The organism is Streptomyces sp. NPDC003036, assembly GCF_040611175.1.
Lineage (GTDB): Bacteria > Actinomycetota > Actinomycetes > Streptomycetales > Streptomycetaceae > Streptomyces.
On the sequence record NZ_JBEXNO010000006.1, the window covers coordinates 147,145 to 166,605 of the forward strand.

The window sequence follows — 19,461 nt, forward strand, 5'->3', positions numbered from 1 at the left end:
CGGGCTTACCGATCCGCGAAGGGATCAGAAGTCCATGTCACCGCCCGGCATGCCGCCACCGGCCGGGGCGGACGCCTTCTCCGGCTTGTCGGCGACGACGGCCTCGGTGGTGAGGAACAGCGCCGCGATGGAGGCCGCGTTCTGCAGGGCAGAGCGGGTCACCTTGGCGGGGTCGATGATGCCCTCGGCGATCATGTCGACGTACTCACCGGTCGCGGCGTTCAGGCCGTGGCCGACGGGCAGGTTGCGCACCTTCTCGACGATGACGCCACCCTCGAGACCACCGTTGACGGCGATCTGCTTCAGCGGGGCCTCCAGGGCCAGGCGCACGATGTTGGCACCGGTGGCCTCGTCGCCCTCGAGCTCCAGCTTCTCGAAGACGGAGGAGGCCTGGATCAGGGCCACGCCACCGCCGGCGACGATGCCCTCCTCGACGGCCGCCTTCGCGTTGCGAACGGCGTCCTCGATGCGGTGCTTGCGCTCCTTGAGCTCGACCTCGGTCGCGGCACCGGCCTTGATGACGGCCACGCCGCCGGCCAGCTTCGCCAGGCGCTCCTGGAGCTTCTCGCGGTCGTAGTCCGAGTCGGAGTTCTCGATCTCGGCGCGGATCTGGTTGACGCGGCCCTGGACCTGCTCGCTGTCACCGGCACCGTCGACGATCGTGGTCTCGTCCTTGGTGATGACCACCTTGCGGGCGCGGCCCAGCAGGTCGAGACCGGCGTTCTCCAGCTTGAGGCCGACCTCCTCGGAGATGACCGTGCCGCCGGTGAGGATGGCGATGTCGTTCAGCATGGCCTTGCGGCGGTCGCCGAAGCCCGGGGCCTTGACGGCGACGGACTTGAAGGTGCCGCGGATCTTGTTGACGACCAGCGTCGACAGGGCCTCGCCCTCGACGTCCTCGGCGATGATCAGCAGCGGCTTGCCCGACTGCATGACCTTCTCCAGCAGCGGGAGGAGGTCCTTCACGGAGGAGATCTTGGAGTTGACGATCAGGATGTACGGGTCCTCCAGAGAGGCCTCCATACGCTCCATGTCGGTGGCGAAGTACGCCGAGATGTAGCCCTTGTCGAAGCGCATACCCTCGGTGAGCTCCAGCTCCAGACCGAAGGTCTGGGACTCCTCGACGGTGATGACGCCTTCCTTGCCGACCTTGTCCATGGCCTCGGCGATGAGCTCGCCGATCTGGGTGTCGGCGGCGGAGATGGAGGCGGTGGAGGCGATCTGCTCCTTCGTCTCGACCTCCTTCGCCTGGTCGAGCAGCGCACCGGAGACGGCCTCGACGGCCTTCTCGATGCCGCGCTTCAGCGCCATCGGGTTGGCGCCGGCGGCGACGTTGCGCAGACCCTCGCGGACGAGCGCCTGAGCGAGGACGGTCGCGGTGGTCGTACCGTCACCGGCGACGTCGTCCGTCTTCTTGGCGACTTCCTTGACCAGCTCGGCGCCGATCTTCTCGTACGGGTCCTCGAGCTCGATCTCCTTGGCGATGGAGACACCATCGTTGGTGATCGTGGGGGCGCCCCACTTCTTCTCGAGGACGACGTTGCGACCCTTGGGGCCCAGGGTCACCTTGACGGCGTCGGCGAGCTGGTTCATGCCGCGCTCGAGGCCGCGCCGTGCCTCCTCGTCGAACGCGATGATCTTGGCCATGTGAAGTGGTCCTCCCGGACTGGGGTGGATGCTCCGGACCGCGCTGGCGCCCGCGACGGACGGCCTGCATGCCCCTGTGGTTCCTTGCCCCACCGGCCTGCGGACCTCACCGACTCGGTCCTTCGTTGTCACTCTCACCTTCAGAGTGCTAACGCCAATGATTAGCACTCGACCCCGTCGAGTGCAAGGGCCGCCCCGGAGGGGCGTCGATGAGGGGTGGCGGTCGGGCGACGGGCGGGGGCAAGCTCCTCCCGTGGATCGGGGGCCTTCGATCCACTACGCGTGCACGCGGGCGCGCACGCGCGAGGGGCCCGCATCCTGTGCGGATGCGGGCCCCTCGGCACCACTGTGAAAGTCGCTGGCCGAATCGCGCCTGCTCGTACTAGCCGGCGAGCTTGACCATGTCCGCCTGCGGACCCTTCTGGCCCTGCGAGATCTCGAACTCGACTCGCTGACCTTCTTCCAGGGTGCGGTAGCCGTCCATCTGGATCGCGCTGTAGTGGACGAATACATCCGCACCACCGTCGACCGCGATGAAGCCGTACCCCTTCTCCGCGTTGAACCACTTGACGGTGCCCTGAGCCATGCCTAACTCCCCTATTACTGGCCCTTGCACAGGACCGCACTTCGCGGACCCGGGTCAGACCTCACCCGCTGACAGGAACGGGCGTGCGCCGGAACGCGTCGACCGCCGCTGAATGTATCTGTCCAACTGCCGTCTGCAACAGGTCAATCGGACGAGAATTCCGAGCACGCGTGAACGGAAAATTAGGCGGAATTCACCAGAACCCCGGGCAAGTCGGGCCCGGCAAAGCGCACATTCGGCGCATCAGGCACGGGTACTTTGACTGCATCTTGTCGCGCCGGGGCGTGAATTCATATGCACGTGACATGACCGGCGGCGGGGGCTTCCCCAACTCTACCGCGCTCAACCATGCGGAAATGCCCCCTGCGCACAGCGTGCGGAGGGGGCAATTCCGGAAAGCGCTATCAGCGGACTAGCAGCCGCCGGCCACGGCGGGAATGATCGACACGCCCGCGCCGTCCGGCGTGGCGGTCTCCAGGCCCTGCTCGAAGCGGACGTCGTCGTCGTTGACGTACACGTTGACGAAGCGGCGCAGCTTGCCCTGGTCGTCCAGGACGCGGGCGGCGATGCCCGGGTGGTTCTTCTCCAGCGACTCGATGACCTCGGCGAGGGTCGCGCCCTCCGCCGGGACCTCGGCCTGGCCGCCCGTGTACGTGCGGAGGATGGTGGGGATGCGCACGTTGACGCTCATGTCGTGATGCCTTTCGGTACGAGCTTGGTACGGGTCAGGCCAGGCCCGCGTCGCGGAACGCGTCCAGGCTCGGGCGGATGACGGCGGTCGCCTGCGAGGTGTCGGCCACGGCGTCGAGGGTCTTCAGGCCGTCGCCCGTGTTGAGCACGACCGTGGTCAGGGACGGGTCGAGCAGGCCCGCCTCGATCAGCTTCTGAGTCACGCCCACGGTCACACCACCCGCCGTCTCGGCGAAGATGCCCTCCGTACGGGCCAGCAGCTTGATCGCGTCGACCACCTGCTCGTCGTTGACGTCCTCGACCGCGCCGCCCGTGCGGCGGGCGATGTCCAGGACGTACGGGCCGTCGGCGGGGTTGCCGATGGCGAGCGACTTGGCGATGGTGTTCGGCTTCTGGGGCCGTACGACGTCGTGACCGGCCTTGAACGCCGCCGACACCGGGGAGCAGCCCTCCGCCTGGGCGCCGAAGATCTTGTACGGCTTGTCCTCGACCAGGCCCAGCTTGATGAGCTCCTGCAGACCCTTGTCGATCTTCGTCAGCTGCGAGCCGGACGCGATGGGGATGACAATCTGGTCCGGCAGCTTCCAGCCCAGCTGCTCGCAGATCTCGTACGCGAGCGTCTTCGAGCCCTCCGCGTAGTACGGGCGGAGGTTGACGTTCACGAAGCCCCAGCCCTCGCCGAGCGGGTCGCCGATGAGCTCGGAGCAGAAGCGGTTGACGTCGTCGTAGTTGCCCTCGATGCCGACGAGCTCGCCGCCGTACACGGCGGCCATGACGACCTTGCCCTGCTCCAGGTCGTGCGGGATGAACACGCAGGAGCGGAAGCCGGCCCGGGCGGCGGCGGCGCCGACCGCGCCCGCCAGGTTGCCCGTGGAGGAGCAGGACAGGGTGGTGAAGCCGAAGGCGCGGGCGGCCTCCAGGGCCTGGGCGACGACGCGGTCCTTGAAGGAGTGCGTCGGGTTGCCGGAGTCGTCCTTGACGAAGAGCTTGCCCGGCTCGACACCCAGCTCGCGGGCGAGGTTGTCGGCCTGGACGAGCTTGGTCCAGCCCGGGTTCAGGTTCGGCTTGTCCGCGACGTCGGCGGGGACGGGCAGCAGCGGTGCGTACCGCCAGATGTTGGCGGGCCCGGCCTCGATGCGCTTGCGCAGGGCCTCGGGGTCGCCGCTCGGCAGGTCGTACGCGATCTCGAGCGGCCCGAAACAGTGCTCGCAGGCGAAGATGGGGCCGAGGGGGAAGCGCTCGCCGCATTCGCGACAGGAGAGGGCGGAAGCGGGCCCGAGGTCGACCTTGCCGGTGGTGTCGGCGGCAGTGCCGGGAGCGGCGTCCGAGGTGGAGACAGTCTGTACAGCCATGGAGGCGAGGCCCTTTCTCCTCATCTTCCTCATGGCGCGCTTCGCCATGAGACGGATTTGGCACCTTCCCTAGCCGGGGCCTCGCGTTGCGCAGATGTGCGAGTGCCGACTGGAGGGTTGCCGGGGCTTCAACGGGCCGTATCCCTCTGCCCCTCTGGATGAGCGGTATTCGATTGTGTGCACGGGGGACCCGCCATGTGACGGTCATCCGCGTTGTTCAAGACTGTAACCGAACCCCTGGACGCTTGAGATGGTCGTCCGATACGCGAGATGGAGATCACGTGCTGGAAGAGGTGGAGCGCTGGCTGGACCGGCGGTCCTGGTCCGTTTCGGAGCGACCGCTCGACCAGCTGCTCGCGGCGAAAGGCGGGACGACCGTGAGCGTGGTGCTGCCGGCGCTCAACGAGGAGGCGACGGTCGGCGAGATCGTCACCGCGATCCGCCGCGAGCTGATGTCGAGGGCCGTGCCGCTGGTGGACGAGCTGGTGGTGATCGACTCGGGCTCGACCGACCGTACGGCGGAGGTGGCGCGCGCGGCCGGGGCGCGGGTGGAGCACCGGGACGCGATACTCCCCCGGATACCGGCGCTGCCCGGCAAGGGCGAGGTGCTGTGGCGGTCGCTGTTCGTGACGAGCGGCGACATCGTGTGCTTCGTCGACGCCGACCTGATCGACTTCTCGGCGGACTTCGTGTCGGGGATCGTCGGGCCGCTGCTGACCGACCCGTCCGTGCACTTCGTCAAGGCGATGTACGACCGGCCGCTGGGCGACACCGCCGGCCAGGGCGCCCCGGGCCAGGGCGGGCGGGTGACGGAGCTGGTGGCGCGGCCGCTGCTGAACCTGCACTGGCCGCAGCTGGCCGGGTTCGTCCAGCCGCTGGGCGGCGAGTACGCGGCGCGGCGCTCGCTGCTGGAGCGGCTGCCGTTCCCGGTGGGGTACGGGGTGGAGCTGGGCCTGCTGGTGGACGCGCTGCACACGGTGGGGCTCGACGCCCTCGCCCAGGTGGACGTGGGGGTGCGCAAGCACCGGCACCAGGACGACCGGGCGCTGGGGCGGATGGCGGCGGCGATCTACCGGACGGCGCAGCTGCGGCTGTCGCGGGGGCACCTGGTGCGGCCGCGGCTGACGCAGTTCGACCGGGGCGAGGCGGGGTTCGTGCCGCGGACGCACGCGGTGGACACGGAGGAGCGGCCTCCGATGGCGAGTGTGGCGGAGTACACACGGCGGCGGCGCGTGGCGTGACGGGCGTACGTTTGAGCGTTTCGGCTACGGGCTAGGTTCGTCTCCATGGCGCCCCAGATTCTCGTTGCTTCGAACAGAGGTCCGGTCAGCTACGTGCCGCGTGCGGACGGCACGCTCGACGCCCGGCGCGGCGGGGGCGGGCTCGTGTCGGGCCTGTCCGCGATCGGTCCGGACGCGGGGGCGCTGTGGGTGTGCGCAGCGCTGAGCGACGGCGACCGCGAGGCGGTGCGGCGCGGGATCGCCGAGCCCGGCGTGCGGATGCTCGACATCGACGCGGCGACGCACGCGGCGGCGTACAACGGCATCGCGAACGCGGTGCTGTGGTTCGTGCACCACATGCTGTACCAGACGCCGCTGGAGCCCGTGTACGACGCGGAGTTCCGGCGCCAGTGGGACGCGTACCGGCTCTACAACCGGGCCTTCGCGGCGGCGCTGGCGGCGGAGGCGGACCGGGGCGCGACGGTGATCATCCAGGACTACCACCTGGCGCTCGCCCCCGGCATGCTGCGCGAGCTCCGTCCCGACCTGCGGATCGGGCACTTCTCGCACACGCCGTGGGCGCCGCCGGAGTACTTCCGGATGCTGCCCGACGACATCGCCGAGGAGCTGCTGCTCGGCATGCTCGGCGCGGACCGCCTCGGCTTCCTCACCTCGCGGTGGCGGCGCGCCTTCCAGGACTGCTGCCAGGCGGTGCTCGGCCACTACGACGGGATGGCGTACTGGCCCCGGGACCAGGAGCCGAGCTTCGAGTACCGCATCCCGGGCCACCAGAGGCGGCGGACGTACCTCGGGGTGCACGGGCTGGGCGCGGACGCGGACTTCCTGCGGGAGCGGTCGCGGCGGGCGGACGTGGACGAGCGGATGGCGGCGCTGCGGGAGCAGATCGGTCCCGACCGCAAGACGATCGTCCGCGTGGACCGCACGGAGCTGTCCAAGAACATCGTGCGCGGACTGCTGGCGTACCGCACGCTCCTGGAGCAGCACCCCGAGTGGCGCGAACGGGTGGTCCACCTCGCCTTCGCCTACCCCTCGCGGCAGGACCTGCCCGTGTACCGCGAGTACACGGCGCGGGTGTCGCAGCTCGCCGACGAGATCAACGCGGAGTACGGCCGCGACGGCTGGACCCCGGTGATCCTCCACGTCGAGGACGACTTCGCCCGCTCGCTGGCCGCGTACCGCCTCGCGGACGTGGCCCTGGTCAACCCCATCCGCGACGGCATGAACCTCGTCGCCAAGGAGGTCCCCGTCGTCTCCGACCGGGGCTGCGCGCTGGTGCTGTCGCGGGAGGCGGGCGCGTACGAGGAGCTGCGCGACGAGGCGGTCACGGTGAACCCCTACGACGTGACCGGCACCGCCGAGGCCCTCCACGAGGCCCTGACGATGCCGACGGCGGAACGCGACGAACGCACCAAGCGCCTGGCCGCGGCGGCGACGGCGCTCCCGCCGCAGCAGTGGTTCCTGGACCAGCTGCACGCGCTGCGGGAGCTGGGGTAGTTCCCGGGGGCTGACGCCCCCGGTTGGGGGGCCTACCCCACCCGCCGGGCCAGCGACCCCAGGAAGTCGACCACCGCCGACGGGCCCGGGACGGCCAGGTCCGCGCGGGTGGCGAGGTCCGGGACCTCGGCGCTGGCGCTGCAGACCAGGAGGCCCGGGGTGCCGTCGGAGCGGAGTTTCTCGACGGCGGCGAAGGCGGGGAGGTCGCCGAGGTCGTCGCCCGCGTACACGACCGTGCCCGCGCCGGTGGCGCGGACGTGGTCGGTGAGGGCGACGCCCTTGTCCATGCCCGGGGGCCGCAGCTCCAGGACCAGGCGGCCGGGCTCCAGCACGAGGCCGTGGCGGGTGGCGAGCTCGGCGAGGGGCTCGCGCAGGGCGTCGAACGCGGCCTGCGGGTCCTCCGCGCGGCGGGTGTGGACCGCGACCGCGCGGCCCTTCTCCTCCGTCCAGGTGCCGCGCCACGCGCCCGCCCGGTCCAGGACGCCGGGCAGTTCCGCGCGGACGGCCGCGACGCCGGGGTGCTCCGGGGCCGCGCGGACCGTGCCGGTCACGGCGTCCCAGCGTTCGGCGCCGTAGTGGCCGAGGACCACGAGGTGTTCCAGGCCCGGTACGCCGGCGAAGCCGCCGTACCGCACCGCCACACCGGCCGGGCGGCCGGTGATCACCGCGATGGACGCGACGTGCGGCGCCAGCGCCGCGAGGGCGGCGACCGCGCCGGGGTGGGCGCGCGCCTGCTCGGGGTCGTCGACGATCTCGGCGAGGGTGCCGTCGAAGTCGAGGCCGACGACCGCCCGCTCGGGATGGGCCAGGAAGGAGTCGAGGCCCTCACGGCCGGCGGCGGTGGTGGGGCTGGGGAGGAAGTCCTGTGAGTCCTGTGGGGTACCCATGGGCGGAAACCTATCCAGCTCCGCCGGTGCACACACCTACCGGCGCGCCTCCCGCGCCGCCCGCACCCGCCGCAGCCGGTTGACCGTCACCGGGTCGTGCTCCAGGGCGCGGGGGTCGTCGAGGAGGGCGTTGAGCAGCTGGTAGTAGCGCGTCGGCGACAGGCCCAGCTGCTCCCGGATCGCCCGCTCCTTCGCGCCGGGGCCCGGCCAGGAGCGGCGCTCCATGGCGAGGACGGCCCGGTCGCGAGCACTGAGGTCGGCGGTCATATGAAGAACATAGCTACTTCGGCTACTCGGCCGCTTCCGCGTCCTTCGCCGTCTTCGCTATCCCCTGGAGCACCGCCTCCGGGTCCCCGTCCGGCGCGACCGCCCCGCCGATGTTCCGCTTGACGCTCTCGCTGACCTTCGCCCACGACGTCTCGCCCACCGGGTACAGCTCCGACGTGGGCAGGGCGTCCAGGAACGCCTTCAGGTCCGCGTGTTCCGGATCGGCGGACATCGCGCTGTTCGCGGTGACGGTGACCGGGAGGATGTCGTACCGGTCGGAGAACTCCAGCACGTTCTTGTCCTGGTAGACGAAGTCCAGGAACGCGCCGGCCTCCCGCCGGTGGCCGTTCTGCTTGAACGCCATCATCCAGTCGGCGACGCCCATCGCCGCCTTGGCCTTGCCGTCGACGCCCGGCAGCGGCACCTTGCCGACCTTCACGCCCGCCTTCTCGGCCGTCTGCATCAGCGTCGGGTGGCCGTTGAGCATGCCGACCTCGCCGCGCGTGAAGGCGTCGAACGCCTGCTGCCGGTCCAGCTTGCCGGGCGCGACGGGCCCGGTCAGGCCGGGGCCGACGAGCTCCTCCTTGAGCCACGTGAAGGTCTTGACGTTGTCGACGGAGTCGATCTCGTACGAACCGCCGCTGTCGTCGCGGTAGCCGCCGCCCCCGCTGAGCATCCACTGCATGGTCTCGGCCTGGGCCTCCTCGGAGCCCAGCGGCAGCGCGAAGGGGTACTTCACGCCCTCGTCCTTCAGCTTGCGCGCGGCCGCCGCGATGTCGGCCCGGTTCTTCGGCGGCTCGACGCCCGCCTTGGCGAAGAGGTCCTCGTTGAAGAAGAGCAGCCGCGTGCTGGCGGCGAACGGCATGCCGTACTGCACCCGGTCGACCTCGCCGGCCCGGGCGAGCAGCGGCAGGAAGTCGGCCTGGGTGGGGACGGAGAGCAGCTCCTCGGCCTTGTAGAGCTTGCCTTGCTTGGCGTAGTCGGCGTACGCGCCGATCTGCGCGAGGTCGGGGGCCTCGCCGCGGTTCACCATCTCGGCGACCTCGCGGTCGACGTCCTTCCAGGAGAGCACCTTCACATCGATCTTGATGTGCGGGTGGGTCTTCTCGAACTCCCTGGCAACGTTGTCCCAGTACGCCTTCGAGCTGTTGGAGGCGTTGCTTCCGTAGTCGGCGGCGACCAGCTTCAGGGTGACGTCCTCGGAGTCACCCGCCCCACAGGCCGACAGGCTCGCCGCCATGCCGAGTGCGGCCACCGCCGCGGTCAGTCCCAGAGAGCGGCGTCGCTGCACAGCCTTGTCCCACCTTCATTCACCTACCGAGGGGATGAGGTCTACACCACTGGGTATCGCTTCCACAACTCCGGTCTGCTAGACCGGCAGGGACCTGTACGCGTACGACGCCGTAGGAGTCCCTCGCATGTCCCGTACCGCAGCAGAGATTGCCACCCAGCCGGCCTGCTGGCGCCGCGCCGCCGAGGCCGCCGTGTCCTTCGGGGAGGGGCTGCCGCGCCCCGGCGAGCGGGTCGCCGTGACGGGGTGCGGCACGTCGTGGTTCATGGCGATCGCGTACGCGGCGCTGCGGGAGGCGGCGGGGCAGGGCGAGACGGACGCCTTCGCGGCCTCGGAGTTCCCGTCCTCGCGCGCGTACGACCGGGTCGTGGCGATCACCCGCTCCGGGACGACGACCGAGGTGCTCCGGCTGCTGGGCGAGGTGCGCGGGCGCGGGGTGCCGACGCTGGCACTGACCGCCGACCCGAAGACACCGGTCATGGAGGCGGCGGACGCGGTCGCGGTGCTGGACTGGGCGGACGAGGAGTCGGTCGTCCAGACGCGGTTCGCGACGACGGCGCTGGCGTTCCTGCGGGCGGGCCTCGGCGATGCCGTACGCGGCGTGCCCGGTGTGAAGCCGGTCGCCGAGGCGGCGGTGGACGCGGAGCTGGCGGTGACGGAGCCGTTGCCGGAGGCGGTGCTCGCGGCGGAGCAGTGGACGTTCCTGGGGCGGGGCTGGGCGTACGGGCTGGCGCTGGAGGCGGGGCTGAAGATGCGCGAGGCGGCGGGCGCGTGGACGGAGGCGTACCCGGCGATGGAGTACCGCCACGGGCCCATCGCGATCACCGGGCCGGGGCGGGTCGCGTGGGTCTTCGGCGCGCTGCCGGAGGGCTTGGCGGCCGAGGTGGCGCGGGTGGGCGGCACGCTGCACGCGCACGCGACGGCCGACCCGATGGCGGACCTGATCCGGGCGCAGCGGCTGGCGGTGGCGCTGGCGGAGGCGAAGGGGTACGACCCGGACCGGCCGCGCAACCTCACGCGGAGCGTGATCCTCAGCCAGTAGGGCCTTAGCCCATTTGTATGCGCTGACAACAATCCTCGGAAGTGGACTAGACCTTTCACGGGTTCACGAGCCACACTGTTCTCCGTGAGACGACACGTCATCGCCCTCGATGTGGGCGGCACCGGGATGAAGGCCGCCCTGGTCGGAGCCGACGGGGAGCTGCTGTACGAGGAGCGCCGCGCGACCGGCCGGGACCGCGGCCCCGACGCCGTCGTGGAGTCCATCCTCGGCTTCGCCGCCGACCTCCACGCCCACGGCCGCGAGCGGTACGGCACCGGCGCCCTCGCCGCCGGTGTCGCCGTGCCCGGCATCGTCGACCGCGACCGCGGCATCGCCGTCTACGCCGCCAACCTGGGCTGGCGCGACGTCCCGCTCCGCGCCCTGCTGGCGGAGCGGCTCGGCGGCCTGCCGGTCGCGCTCGACCACGACGTACGCACCGGCGGGCTCGCCGAGGGCCGCGTCGGGGCGGGACACGGAACCGACCGGTTCCTCTTCGTACCGCTCGGCACCGGCATCGCGGGCGCCATCGGCATCGGCGGCACCATCGAGGCCGGCGCCCACGGGCACGCCGGCGAGCTCGGCCACATCGTCGTCCGCCCCGGCGGCCCCGCGTGCGGCTGCGGCCAGCGCGGCTGCCTGGAGACCCTCGCCTCGGCCGCCGCCGTGAGCCGGGCCTGGGCGGCGGCCTGCGGCGACCCGGCCGCCGACGCGGCGGACTGCGCCAAGGCCGTCGCCTCAGGCGACGAGCGGGCCGCACGCGTGTGGCGCGAGGCGATCGACGCGCTCGCCGACGGGCTGGTCACGGTGCTCACCCTGCTGGACCCCCGCACGCTCATCATCGGTGGCGGTCTCGCCGAGGCCGGGGAAACGTTGTTCACACCCCTTCGGGCGGCCGTCGAGGAGCGGGTCACGTTCCAGAAGCTGCCCGCCATCGTGCCGGCGGCCCTCGGGGACACCGCCGGATGCCTGGGCGCGGGCCTCCTCGCCTGGGATCTGCTCTCCAAGGACCCTGCCCCTGACTCGGAGGTATCCGCCTGATGGCCGATCGCACTGTTCTCGCCGGCGCCCGCGTGGTGCTGCCGACCGGGATCGTCGACAGCGGGCGGGTGATCGTCGAGAACGGCCGGATCGCCGACCCGGCATCCGCCCCCGATGGTGTCCCGTCGGCCGACCTCGCCGGGCACTGGGTCGTCCCCGGCTTCGTCGACCTGCACAACCACGGCGGCGGCGGGGCCTCCTTCACCTCCGGCACCGTCGAGGAGGTCCTCAAGGGTGTCCACACGCACCGGCTGCACGGCACCACCACCGTCGTCGCCTCCACCGTCACCGGCGACATGGACTTCCTCGCGCACCGCGCCGGCGAGCTGTCCGAACTGGCGGAGCAGGGCGACATCGCCGGCATCCACTTCGAGGGCCCCTTCATCTCCCCCTGCCGCAAGGGCGCCCACAGCGAGGGCCTGCTGCGCGACCCGGACCCGGCGGAGGTGCGCAAGCTCGTCGACGCGGGGCGCGGCCACGCCAAGATGGTCACCCTCGCCACCGAACTGCCCGGCGGCATCGACTCCGTACGTCTGCTCGCCGAGCACGGCGTGATCGCCGCCATCGGCCACACGGACGCCACGTACGAGCAGACCGTCGAGGCCATCGAGGCGGGCGCCACCGTCGCCACGCACCTCTTCAACGCCATGCCGCCGCTCGGCCACCGCGCCCCCGGTCCCATCGCGGCGCTCCTGGAGGACGAGCGGGTCACCGTCGAGCTCATCAACGACGGCACGCACCTGCACCCGGCGGCGCTGGAGCTGGCGTTCCGTCACGCGGGCGCCGGACGGGTCGCGTTCATCACCGACGCGATGGACGCGGCGGGCTTCGGCGACGGCGTCTACCACCTCGGGCCGCTGGAGGTCGAGGTGCGCGAGGGCGTGGCCCGGCTGGTGGAGGGCGGCTCGATCGCGGGCTCCACGCTGACGCTCGACACCGCCTTCAGGCGGGCCGCGACGGTCGACAAGCTGCCCGTCGAGGCGATCGTTCAGGCCATCTCCGCCAACCCGGCGAAGCTGCTCGGCGTGTACGACAAGGTCGGCTCGCTGGAGCCGGGCAAGGACGCGGACCTGGTCGTCCTCGACGCCGACTTCACGCTCAAGGGCGTGATGCGCAAGGGCGCATGGGTGATTGCGCCGCAGCTGGGCTGAATTCGGCCCGCGTCGGCGCGGGGCGGCCGGCCGGGGTCTGGGCCAACCGCCCCGCGTTTGGCATGATCAGGCCCGGAAGACGCCGAAACGACTGGGCTGGGGGTGTGCGCCACGTGATCCTGACGGTCACGCTCAACACCGCCCTCGACCTCACCTACACGGTCGGCGCCCTGGTGCCGAGGTCGTCCCACCGCGTCACCGACGTCACCGAACGCCCCGGCGGCAAGGGCCTCAACGTCGCCCGCGTGCTCGCCGCGCTCGGCCACGAGACGGTGGTCACCGGCTTCGCCGGAGGCGCCACCGGCGAGGTCGTCCGCGGCCTGCTCGCCCCGCTGCCCGGCGTGCGCGACGCGCTCGTACCGATCGCGGGCGCCACGCGCCGCACGGTCGCCGTCGTCGACGCCTCCACCGGCGACACCACGCAGCTCAACGAACCGGGCCCGGTCGTCGCCCCCGCCGAGTGGTCGGCGTTCCTCTCCACGTACGACACCCTCGTCGGCGAGGCCCGCGCCGTCGCGCTGTGCGGCAGCCTGCCGCCCGGGGTGCGCGTCGGCGCGTACGCGGAGCTGATCCGCCGCGCCCGCGCGGCGGGCGTGCCCGTGCTGCTCGACACCAGCGGCGAGCCGCTGCGCCGGGGCATCGCCGCCCGCCCCGACATCGTCAAGCCCAACGCCGACGAGCTCGCCTACCTCACCGGCGCCCGCGAGCCGCTGCCCGCCACCCGCGACGCCCGCCGCCGGGGCGCCCACGCCGTGGCCGCCTCCCTCGGCCCGGACGGGCTGCTCGCGGTGACCCCCGACGGCACCTGGCGGGCGGCGCCGCCCGCGCCGGTGAAGGGCAACCCGACGGGCGCGGGCGACTCGGCGGTCGCCGGGCTGCTGTCGGCGCTGGTGGAAGGGGAGTCCTGGCCGGAGCGCCTGCGCCGCGCGGTGGCGCTGGCGACGGCGACCGTGCGGGCCCCGGCGGCCGGCGAGTACGACCCTCGCGCGTACCAGGAGCTCCTGGACCGGGTGACGGTGACGGAGCTGGTCGCAGCCGCATAGACGAAAGGTCCCCGAGATGCCCCTCGTCCCCACCGGCGAGCTGATCGCCCAGGCCAGGGCGGCGCGACGCGCGGTCGCCGCGTTCAACGTGATCACGCTGGAGCACGCGGAGGCCATCGCGGCCGGGGCCGAGCGGGCGGGGGTGCCCGCCGTCCTCCAGATCTCCGAGAACGCCGTGCGGTTCCACGGCGGCGACCTCTCCGCCATCGCCGCCGCCGCGTCCGCCGTCGCCCGCGCCTCCACCGCCCCGCTCGGGCTCCACCTCGACCACGTGGTCTCCCGCGAGCTGCTGCACACGGCGTACGCCGAGGGCTTCGGCTCGGTGATGTTCGACGCGTCGAAACTGGCGTACGGCGACAACGTCAAGGCCACGGCGGAGGCGGTGCGCTGGGGCCACGAGCGCGGCATGTGGGTCGAGGCGGAGCTGGGTCGCGTGGGCGGCAAGGACGGCGAACCGCCGCTGGACGCCCACGCCCCGGGCGTCCGTACGGACCCGGCCGCGGCCGCCGCCTACGTCGCCGACACCGGCGTCGACGCCCTGGCCGTCGCGGTCGGCTCCACCCACGCCATGACCGAGCGCACGGCGACCCTCGACCACGCCCTGATCGCCGCCCTGCGCGACAGCGTTCCGGTCCCGCTGGTGCTCCACGGCTCCTCGGGCGTCCCGGACGCCGAGCTGCGCAGGGCGGTCGCCGCCGGCATGACGAAGATCAACATCGGTACGGCCCTGAACACGGCCTTCACCGGCGCGGTGCGCGCCTTCCTCGACGCCGACGCCCGGGCCGTCGACCCCCGGAAATACCTCGTCCCCGCTCGCGAGGCGATGACGGGGACGGTGGTGCGGTATCTGGCGGCGGTCAGCCCTTGACCTGGCCCTGCTTCAGCCAGACCTGGTCGAGGTACGCCTCGCACTGGTCGCCCGGCTCGCAGGACATCTTCATGGTGTTCACGCCCTTCTTGAGCGTGGCGTAGGAGTAGGTGTAGGTCCAGCCCTTCTCCCAGTCGCCCTCCGGCGCGTGGGCGAAGTTCTTCATCCGGATCTCGCGGGGCGCCTCGCCGTTGACCGAGAGTGAGGCGTCCGCGTCCTTGCCCGGCACGGAGTACGTCAGGAACAGGGTGTACTCGCCGTCCTCCGGAACGTCCACCGTCCAGCTGGCGGAGCCGCCGACGCCGTTGAACATCACGTACGCGCCGTTGATGCCCTTGGCACCCTTGACGTCCGTGCCCAGCCGGGCCGGGCCGCCCAGCTGGAGCGTCGCCGCGTCCTGCTTCGGCAGCTCCTTCGGCTTGTCGCCCTCGCCGCCCTTGGAGGGCTGGGAGCTCGGGGACTCCTGGACCTGGGAGGCGGGGGCCGAGGGGCCGGCCTGGCCGTCCTTGTCCTTGTCGCCGGTGTTGCTCAGGACCGCGACCGTGATGCCGATCACCACGACCAGCACGACCGCGATCGCGCCGATCAGCAGCCCCTTGGTGTTGGGTCCGCCGCCGCGGCCGCCGCGCTGCGGTGCCTGCGGGGGCATCGCCTGGGGCGGCGCGCAGTACGTCTCGGGCGCGGCGTACTGCGGGGTCGGTCGCTGCGGCGGGACCTGGCCTTGGCCATGGCCGCCGCCGTACTGGCGCTCGCCGACCGCGCGGACCTGGTTGTACGACGTTCTCGGCACGCCGGGCTGCGCAGCCGCCGCGGGACCGGGATAGCCGTAGCCGCCCTGGCGCGGGGCCTGAGCGCCCGCTGCCTGCCCGTCCGCGTACAGGTAGCCGAACGGATCGTCGTCCTCGGGCGTGCCCGCGCCGTTGCCGTTGTTACCGGCAGCCATCCCTGGTCACTCCTCATCCCTGCTCGCCAGCGGTCACCGACCCGGGCGAGCCTACCCCGAATGGCGCAGGGGGTCCCTCGTGGATCTTGCCGGGCTCGCGGGCCCTGGCACGCGCTCCCCCTCGGCTTCGCCTGGGGGCACCCCCAGACCCCGCTCCTGATCCGGCGTGATCTACGAGGGGCCCCCTAGCCCGCCCGTCGGTGAACCTTGGAGCGGGAGCGCTTCTCTATGTACATGCGCTGGTCAGCGGAGTTCAGGACCTCTTCGACGGACATTCCGCACTCGGCCCAGCCGATGCCGAAACTCGCCCCCACCCGGACCGCGCGACCGTCGACCCGGATGGGCGGGATGATCGCGTTCCGCAGCCGGACGGCGAGGTCGGCGGCGTCGGCCGCGCCGAGGCCGTCGGCGAGGACGACGAACTCGTCGCCGCCGAGCCGGGCGACGGTGTCGCCGTCGCGGACGCCGGCGGTGAGGCGGCGGGCCACCTCGACGAGGACGGCGTCACCGGTGTGGTGGCCGAACCGGTCGTTGATCGACTTGAAGCCGTCGAGGTCGCAGAAGAGGACCGCGAGCCCCTTCGTACCGTCGTCGACTTCGTTGTCGGCCGGCGGGGCGACCGTGTGGACGTGGTGGTCGTACGCCCCGGCGGCGTCGGGACCGAAGTCGAATCCGTGGCCATGGCCATGACCGTGGCCGTGGTTCTGCTGGGGGGGCTGGTGCTGCGGCTGGGGCTGGTGCTCGTACTCGTAGTCGAATTCGTACGCGCCGCCCTCGGGGGCGTACGCGTCCGGCGTCGACGCCGCCGACCGGACCGCCTGCGGGCGCGCGCACAGCCGGGAGCTGAGGCGGGCGCGGAGCTCGGCGCTGTTGGGCAGGCCGGTCAGCGCGTCGTGCGAGGCGCGGTGGGCGAGCTGGAGCTCGTGGCGCTTGCGCTCCTCGATGTCCTCGACGTGGGTGAGCAGGAAGCGCGGCCCGTCGGCGGTGTCGGCGACCACCGAGTTGCGCAGGGACACCCACACGTACGTGCCGTCGCGGCGGCCGAGGCGCAGCTCGGCGCGGCCGCCCTCGGCGGAGGTGCGCAGCAGGGTGCCGATGTCCTCGGGGTGGACGAGGTCGGCGAAGGAGTAGCGCCGCATGACGGAGGCGGGGCGGTTCAGCAGCCGGCACAGCGCGTCGTTGGCGCGCAGCAGCCGGCCGTGCTGGTCGCCGCCCATCTCGGCGATGGCCATGCCGGAGGGCGCGTACTCGAAGGCCTGGCGGAACGACTCTTCACTGGCCCGCAGGGCCTGCTGCTCGCGCTCCAGGCGGACCAGCGCCCGCTGCATGTTTGCTCTCAGCCGGGCGTTGCTGATCGCAATCGCGGCCTGCGAGGCGTACATCTGGAGCGCCTCCTGCCCCCAGGGGCCGGGGCGGCGGCCGTTGCGGGGCCGGTCGACGGAGATGACGCCGAGGAGCTCACGGCCGCTGCCCGAGGCGTACATCGGGGCGTACAACCGGTCGCGGGGGTGCCACTCGTCCTCGAAGCGGGGCTCGGGGCCCTCGGTGTGCCACTGGGGGACGTCGTCCTCTATCAGGACCCAGCCCTCGGTGTGCGGGATGAAACGCAGGTCCCCCCAGGCCTCGCCCATGGACAGGCGGCGCTCCCAGGACGCGCGCGAGCCGACCCGGCCGGTGATCAGGGCTTCGGCGGCGGCACTGCCGGCGAAGGCGGCGACGACCAGGTCACCGTCGGGGCGCACGAGATTGACGCAGGCCAGTTCGTAGCCGAGGCCTTGGATGACGCCGTCGGCGACGGTTTGCAGCGTGTCGGCCAGGCTGCGGGCCGTGTTGAGGTTGGCGACGACCTGATGCAGCTGCCGCAGGGTCGCAAGACGGACGTACGGCTCCGACTCGGTCTCCATTGCTCGCTCTCCCCGAGACCTCGACAGCAACTCCAGGGTTCTCATCGGCGCTCGTGTTGCACTGTCATCGGCCACTGAATCACAGCGAGCTGCGCACCCGGTACACAGGGTCAACAATTCCCCGGCTCTGTGACTCAAGTCACAAGGGGTGGGGTCGGGGCGCGTGGGAGGCACTGCGGCGCGGCGTTCCTTTGCTTCCGGTAACTCCCGGCACCTTCCGGTCAAGGGTCCTAGGACCTACCTGGTCCCTTGGGCCGATGCGGCCGGTTGGCGGGCAAGGTTAGCGTTCCGGGTGTGTTCCCGACGACCCAGCCCTCAGCCCCTGCCGTCCCTCATCCTGAGGGGGTGAGCAACGACGAGTTCCGTGCCGCCATGTCGCGGCTGGCCGCGGGTGTGGTGCTGGTGACGGCCGTCGAGCCGCCGCTGGGCGAGGACGTCGGCATGACGGCGACGGCCTTCATGTCGGTGTCGCTGGACCCCCCGCTGGTGATGGTCAGCCTGCGCAACGGCTCCCGCATGGACGACCTGCTGGACGAGCAGCCGCTGTGGGGCGTCTCGGTGCTCGCCGAGAGCCAGCGGCACATCGCGGGGCGCTTCGCGATGAAGGGCCGCATCAGCGACCGGCTGCTGTTCGCGGACATCCCGTACACGCGCGGCGAGACGAGCGGCGCGCCCCTGGTGGGCGGAGCCCTGGCCACCCTGGAGTGCCGCACGGAACAGCGCGTGGTGGCCGGCGACCACACCCTGGTGATCGGCCGCGTCCTCGGCGCCGACTTCCCGAGCCCGCAGGGCGAGCCCCTGCTGTACTTCCGCGGCAAGTACCGCCACCTGAGCTGAGGCGCCGGGTCGGGGCCGTAAAGACCTACGACCAGTCGCGGGGCGAGCGGCCGCGCTTCGTCTCGGCGCGGTGCTTCTTCTCCCGCAGGCGGCGCTCGTTGATCCCGCGGGGAATCTTCGTCGCGCGGCGCGGCTTCGGCGGCGGAGCCGTCGCCTCCGCCAGCAGGGACGCCAGCCGCACCGCCGCCGTCTCGCGGTTGCGCCACTGCGAGCGGTGCTCCGACGCGCGGACGCTGATCACGCCGTCCACCAGGCGCCCGCCGAGCCGCTGGAGCGCCCGCTCCTTCCAGACCGGCGGCAGCGCCTCCGTACGCGCGAGGTCGAAGCGCAGCTCCACCTGCGAGTCGCTGGTGTTCACATGCTGTCCGCCCGGCCCGGAGGATCTGGAGAAACGCCACATGAGCTCGGACTCCGGCAGGGAGACCGAGCCGCGGATGACATAGGGACCGGACATGCCCTCCATGTTCCCGGTCCCGACGCGGTCACGTCACCCCGTTTTCCGACCGTGGGTCATGGAACCCTGGGGCTGCGCACCGCGTTATGTGCAGTGACGCCAGTCAATGAACTACGAAGGGGACTCCATGGCTGTAAGCCTGTCCAAGGGCGGCAATGTCTCGCTGACCAAGGAGGCGCCGGGCCTGACCGCCGTCACTGTGGGCCTCGGCTGGGACGTCCGCACGACCACCGGCACCGACTTCGACCTCGACGCCTCCGCCATCGGCGTCGACGCCTCCGGCAAGGTCGTCTCCGACGGCCACTTCGTCTTCTTCAACAACAAGTCGACGCCGGACCAGACCATCGTCCACACCGGTGACAACCGCACCGGCGAGGGCGGCGGCGACGACGAGCAGATCAACGTCAACCTCGCGGGCCTGCCCGCCACCGTCGACAAGATCGTCTTCCCGGTCTCCATCTACGACGCGGTCAACCGCTCGCAGAACTTCGGCCAGGTGCGCAACGCCTACATCCGCATCGTCAACCAGGCCGGCGGCGCCGAGATCGCCCGCTACGACCTGAGCGAGGACGCCGCCACCGAGACCGCCATGGTCTTCGGCGAGCTGTACCGCAACGGCACCGAGTGGAAGTTCCGCGCGGTCGGCCAGGGGTACGCCTCGGGCCTGGAGGGCATCGCCCGCGACTTCGGCGTCAACATCTGACCCGTCCGACACGCCCACACACC

Annotated in this window: 19 protein-coding genes and 1 riboswitch; of the genes, 9 read left to right on the forward strand and 10 right to left on the reverse strand. The window is 71.8% G+C overall.

Annotation, left to right across the window (positions count from 1 at the left end; genetic code table 11):
- Positions 1-24 precede the first annotated feature (24 nt).
- From groL to thrC, 4 genes are all read right to left on the reverse strand, one after another.
- Entirely contained in the window at positions 25-1,647 is a 1,623-nt protein-coding gene (gene groL / locus ABZX67_RS06780; RefSeq protein WP_355355581.1) for a chaperonin GroEL, read from the reverse strand.
- Positions 1,648-2,029: 382 nt separating this feature from the next.
- Complete coding sequence (locus tag ABZX67_RS06785; protein ID WP_031073244.1) at positions 2,030-2,233, reverse strand: cold-shock protein; 204 nt, start codon at positions 2,231-2,233, stop codon at positions 2,030-2,032.
- 412 nt (positions 2,234-2,645) lie between these two features.
- Positions 2,646-2,924, reverse strand: coding sequence for a ubiquitin-like small modifier protein 1 (locus ABZX67_RS06790; protein ID WP_355355584.1), 279 nt, complete (start codon positions 2,922-2,924; stop codon positions 2,646-2,648).
- A gap of 34 nt (positions 2,925-2,958) precedes the next feature.
- Positions 2,959-4,299, reverse strand: coding sequence for a threonine synthase (thrC, locus tag ABZX67_RS06795; protein WP_355355677.1), 1,341 nt, complete (start codon positions 4,297-4,299; stop codon positions 2,959-2,961).
- Positions 4,293-4,440: riboswitch (SAM riboswitch) on the reverse strand. It overlaps the preceding gene by 7 nt.
- Before the next feature lie 116 nt (positions 4,441-4,556).
- Here thrC and ABZX67_RS06800 point away from each other — a divergent pair.
- Both ABZX67_RS06800 and ABZX67_RS06805 read left to right on the forward strand, forming a co-directional pair.
- On the forward strand, positions 4,557-5,516 hold the full coding sequence (locus ABZX67_RS06800; protein ID WP_355355586.1) for a glucosyl-3-phosphoglycerate synthase: 960 nt from the start codon (positions 4,557-4,559) through the stop codon (positions 5,514-5,516).
- Between the two features lie 45 nt (positions 5,517-5,561).
- On the forward strand, positions 5,562-7,010 hold the full coding sequence (locus ABZX67_RS06805) for a trehalose-6-phosphate synthase (protein ID WP_355355588.1): 1,449 nt from the start codon (positions 5,562-5,564) through the stop codon (positions 7,008-7,010).
- 32 nt (positions 7,011-7,042) lie between these two features.
- On the opposite strand, the gene otsB is transcribed toward ABZX67_RS06805, so the two are convergent.
- The 3 genes from otsB to ABZX67_RS06820 are packed head-to-tail and all read right to left on the reverse strand — an operon-like array spanning position 7,043 to position 9,404.
- A complete protein-coding gene (gene otsB / locus ABZX67_RS06810; RefSeq protein WP_355355590.1) occupies positions 7,043-7,897 on the reverse strand; it encodes a trehalose-phosphatase in 855 nt (284 codons plus the stop codon).
- Between the two features lie 36 nt (positions 7,898-7,933).
- Entirely contained in the window at positions 7,934-8,164 is a 231-nt protein-coding gene (locus ABZX67_RS06815) for a DUF3263 domain-containing protein (protein ID WP_355355592.1), read from the reverse strand.
- 22 nt (positions 8,165-8,186) lie between these two features.
- Entirely contained in the window at positions 8,187-9,404 is a 1,218-nt protein-coding gene (locus ABZX67_RS06820) for an extracellular solute-binding protein (protein ID WP_355355679.1), read from the reverse strand.
- Positions 9,405-9,582: 178 nt separating this feature from the next.
- On the opposite strand from ABZX67_RS06820, the gene ABZX67_RS06825 reads away from it, so the two are divergent.
- The 5 genes from ABZX67_RS06825 (at position 9,583) to ABZX67_RS06845 (ending at position 14,597) form a co-directional block, all read left to right on the forward strand.
- Positions 9,583-10,497 (forward strand): SIS domain-containing protein, encoded by a 915-nt coding sequence (locus tag ABZX67_RS06825; protein ID WP_355355595.1) that lies wholly within the window; start codon positions 9,583-9,585, stop codon positions 10,495-10,497.
- Positions 10,498-10,572: 75 nt separating this feature from the next.
- On the forward strand, positions 10,573-11,535 hold the full coding sequence (locus ABZX67_RS06830) for an ROK family protein (protein ID WP_355355681.1): 963 nt from the start codon (positions 10,573-10,575) through the stop codon (positions 11,533-11,535).
- The gene (nagA, locus tag ABZX67_RS06835) at positions 11,535-12,686 is read left to right on the forward strand and encodes an N-acetylglucosamine-6-phosphate deacetylase (protein ID WP_355355597.1); all 1,152 of its coding nucleotides are present in this window, start codon (positions 11,535-11,537) and stop codon (positions 12,684-12,686) included. Before ABZX67_RS06830 ends, nagA begins: the two co-directional genes overlap by 1 nt.
- 113 nt (positions 12,687-12,799) lie before the next feature.
- Positions 12,800-13,729, forward strand: coding sequence for a 1-phosphofructokinase family hexose kinase (locus ABZX67_RS06840; RefSeq protein WP_355355683.1), 930 nt, complete (start codon positions 12,800-12,802; stop codon positions 13,727-13,729).
- A gap of 16 nt (positions 13,730-13,745) precedes the next feature.
- Complete coding sequence (locus ABZX67_RS06845; protein ID WP_355355599.1) at positions 13,746-14,597, forward strand: class II fructose-bisphosphate aldolase; 852 nt, start codon at positions 13,746-13,748, stop codon at positions 14,595-14,597.
- On the opposite strand, the gene ABZX67_RS06850 is transcribed toward ABZX67_RS06845, so the two are convergent.
- Positions 14,587-15,540, reverse strand: coding sequence for a carbohydrate-binding protein (locus ABZX67_RS06850; protein WP_355355601.1), 954 nt, complete (start codon positions 15,538-15,540; stop codon positions 14,587-14,589). The two genes, ABZX67_RS06845 and ABZX67_RS06850, sit on opposite strands and share 11 nt — an antisense overlap.
- A gap of 185 nt (positions 15,541-15,725) precedes the next feature.
- Positions 15,726-17,444, reverse strand: coding sequence for a diguanylate cyclase CdgB (gene cdgB / locus ABZX67_RS06855; RefSeq protein ID WP_355355603.1), 1,719 nt, complete (start codon positions 17,442-17,444; stop codon positions 15,726-15,728).
- A gap of 294 nt (positions 17,445-17,738) precedes the next feature.
- Here cdgB and ABZX67_RS06860 point away from each other — a divergent pair, with 294 nt between their 5' ends.
- Positions 17,739-18,281, forward strand: coding sequence for a flavin reductase family protein (locus ABZX67_RS06860; protein WP_355355605.1), 543 nt, complete (start codon positions 17,739-17,741; stop codon positions 18,279-18,281).
- A gap of 25 nt (positions 18,282-18,306) precedes the next feature.
- Here ABZX67_RS06860 and arfB read toward each other — a convergent pair whose 3' ends face one another.
- Positions 18,307-18,744, reverse strand: a complete 438-nt coding sequence (arfB, locus tag ABZX67_RS06865) for an alternative ribosome rescue aminoacyl-tRNA hydrolase ArfB (RefSeq protein ID WP_355355607.1) — start codon at positions 18,742-18,744, stop codon at positions 18,307-18,309.
- A gap of 118 nt (positions 18,745-18,862) precedes the next feature.
- Here arfB and ABZX67_RS06870 point away from each other — a divergent pair, with 118 nt between their 5' ends.
- Complete coding sequence (locus ABZX67_RS06870) at positions 18,863-19,438, forward strand: TerD family protein (RefSeq protein WP_355355609.1); 576 nt, start codon at positions 18,863-18,865, stop codon at positions 19,436-19,438.
- Positions 19,439-19,461: the final 23 nt, after the last annotated feature.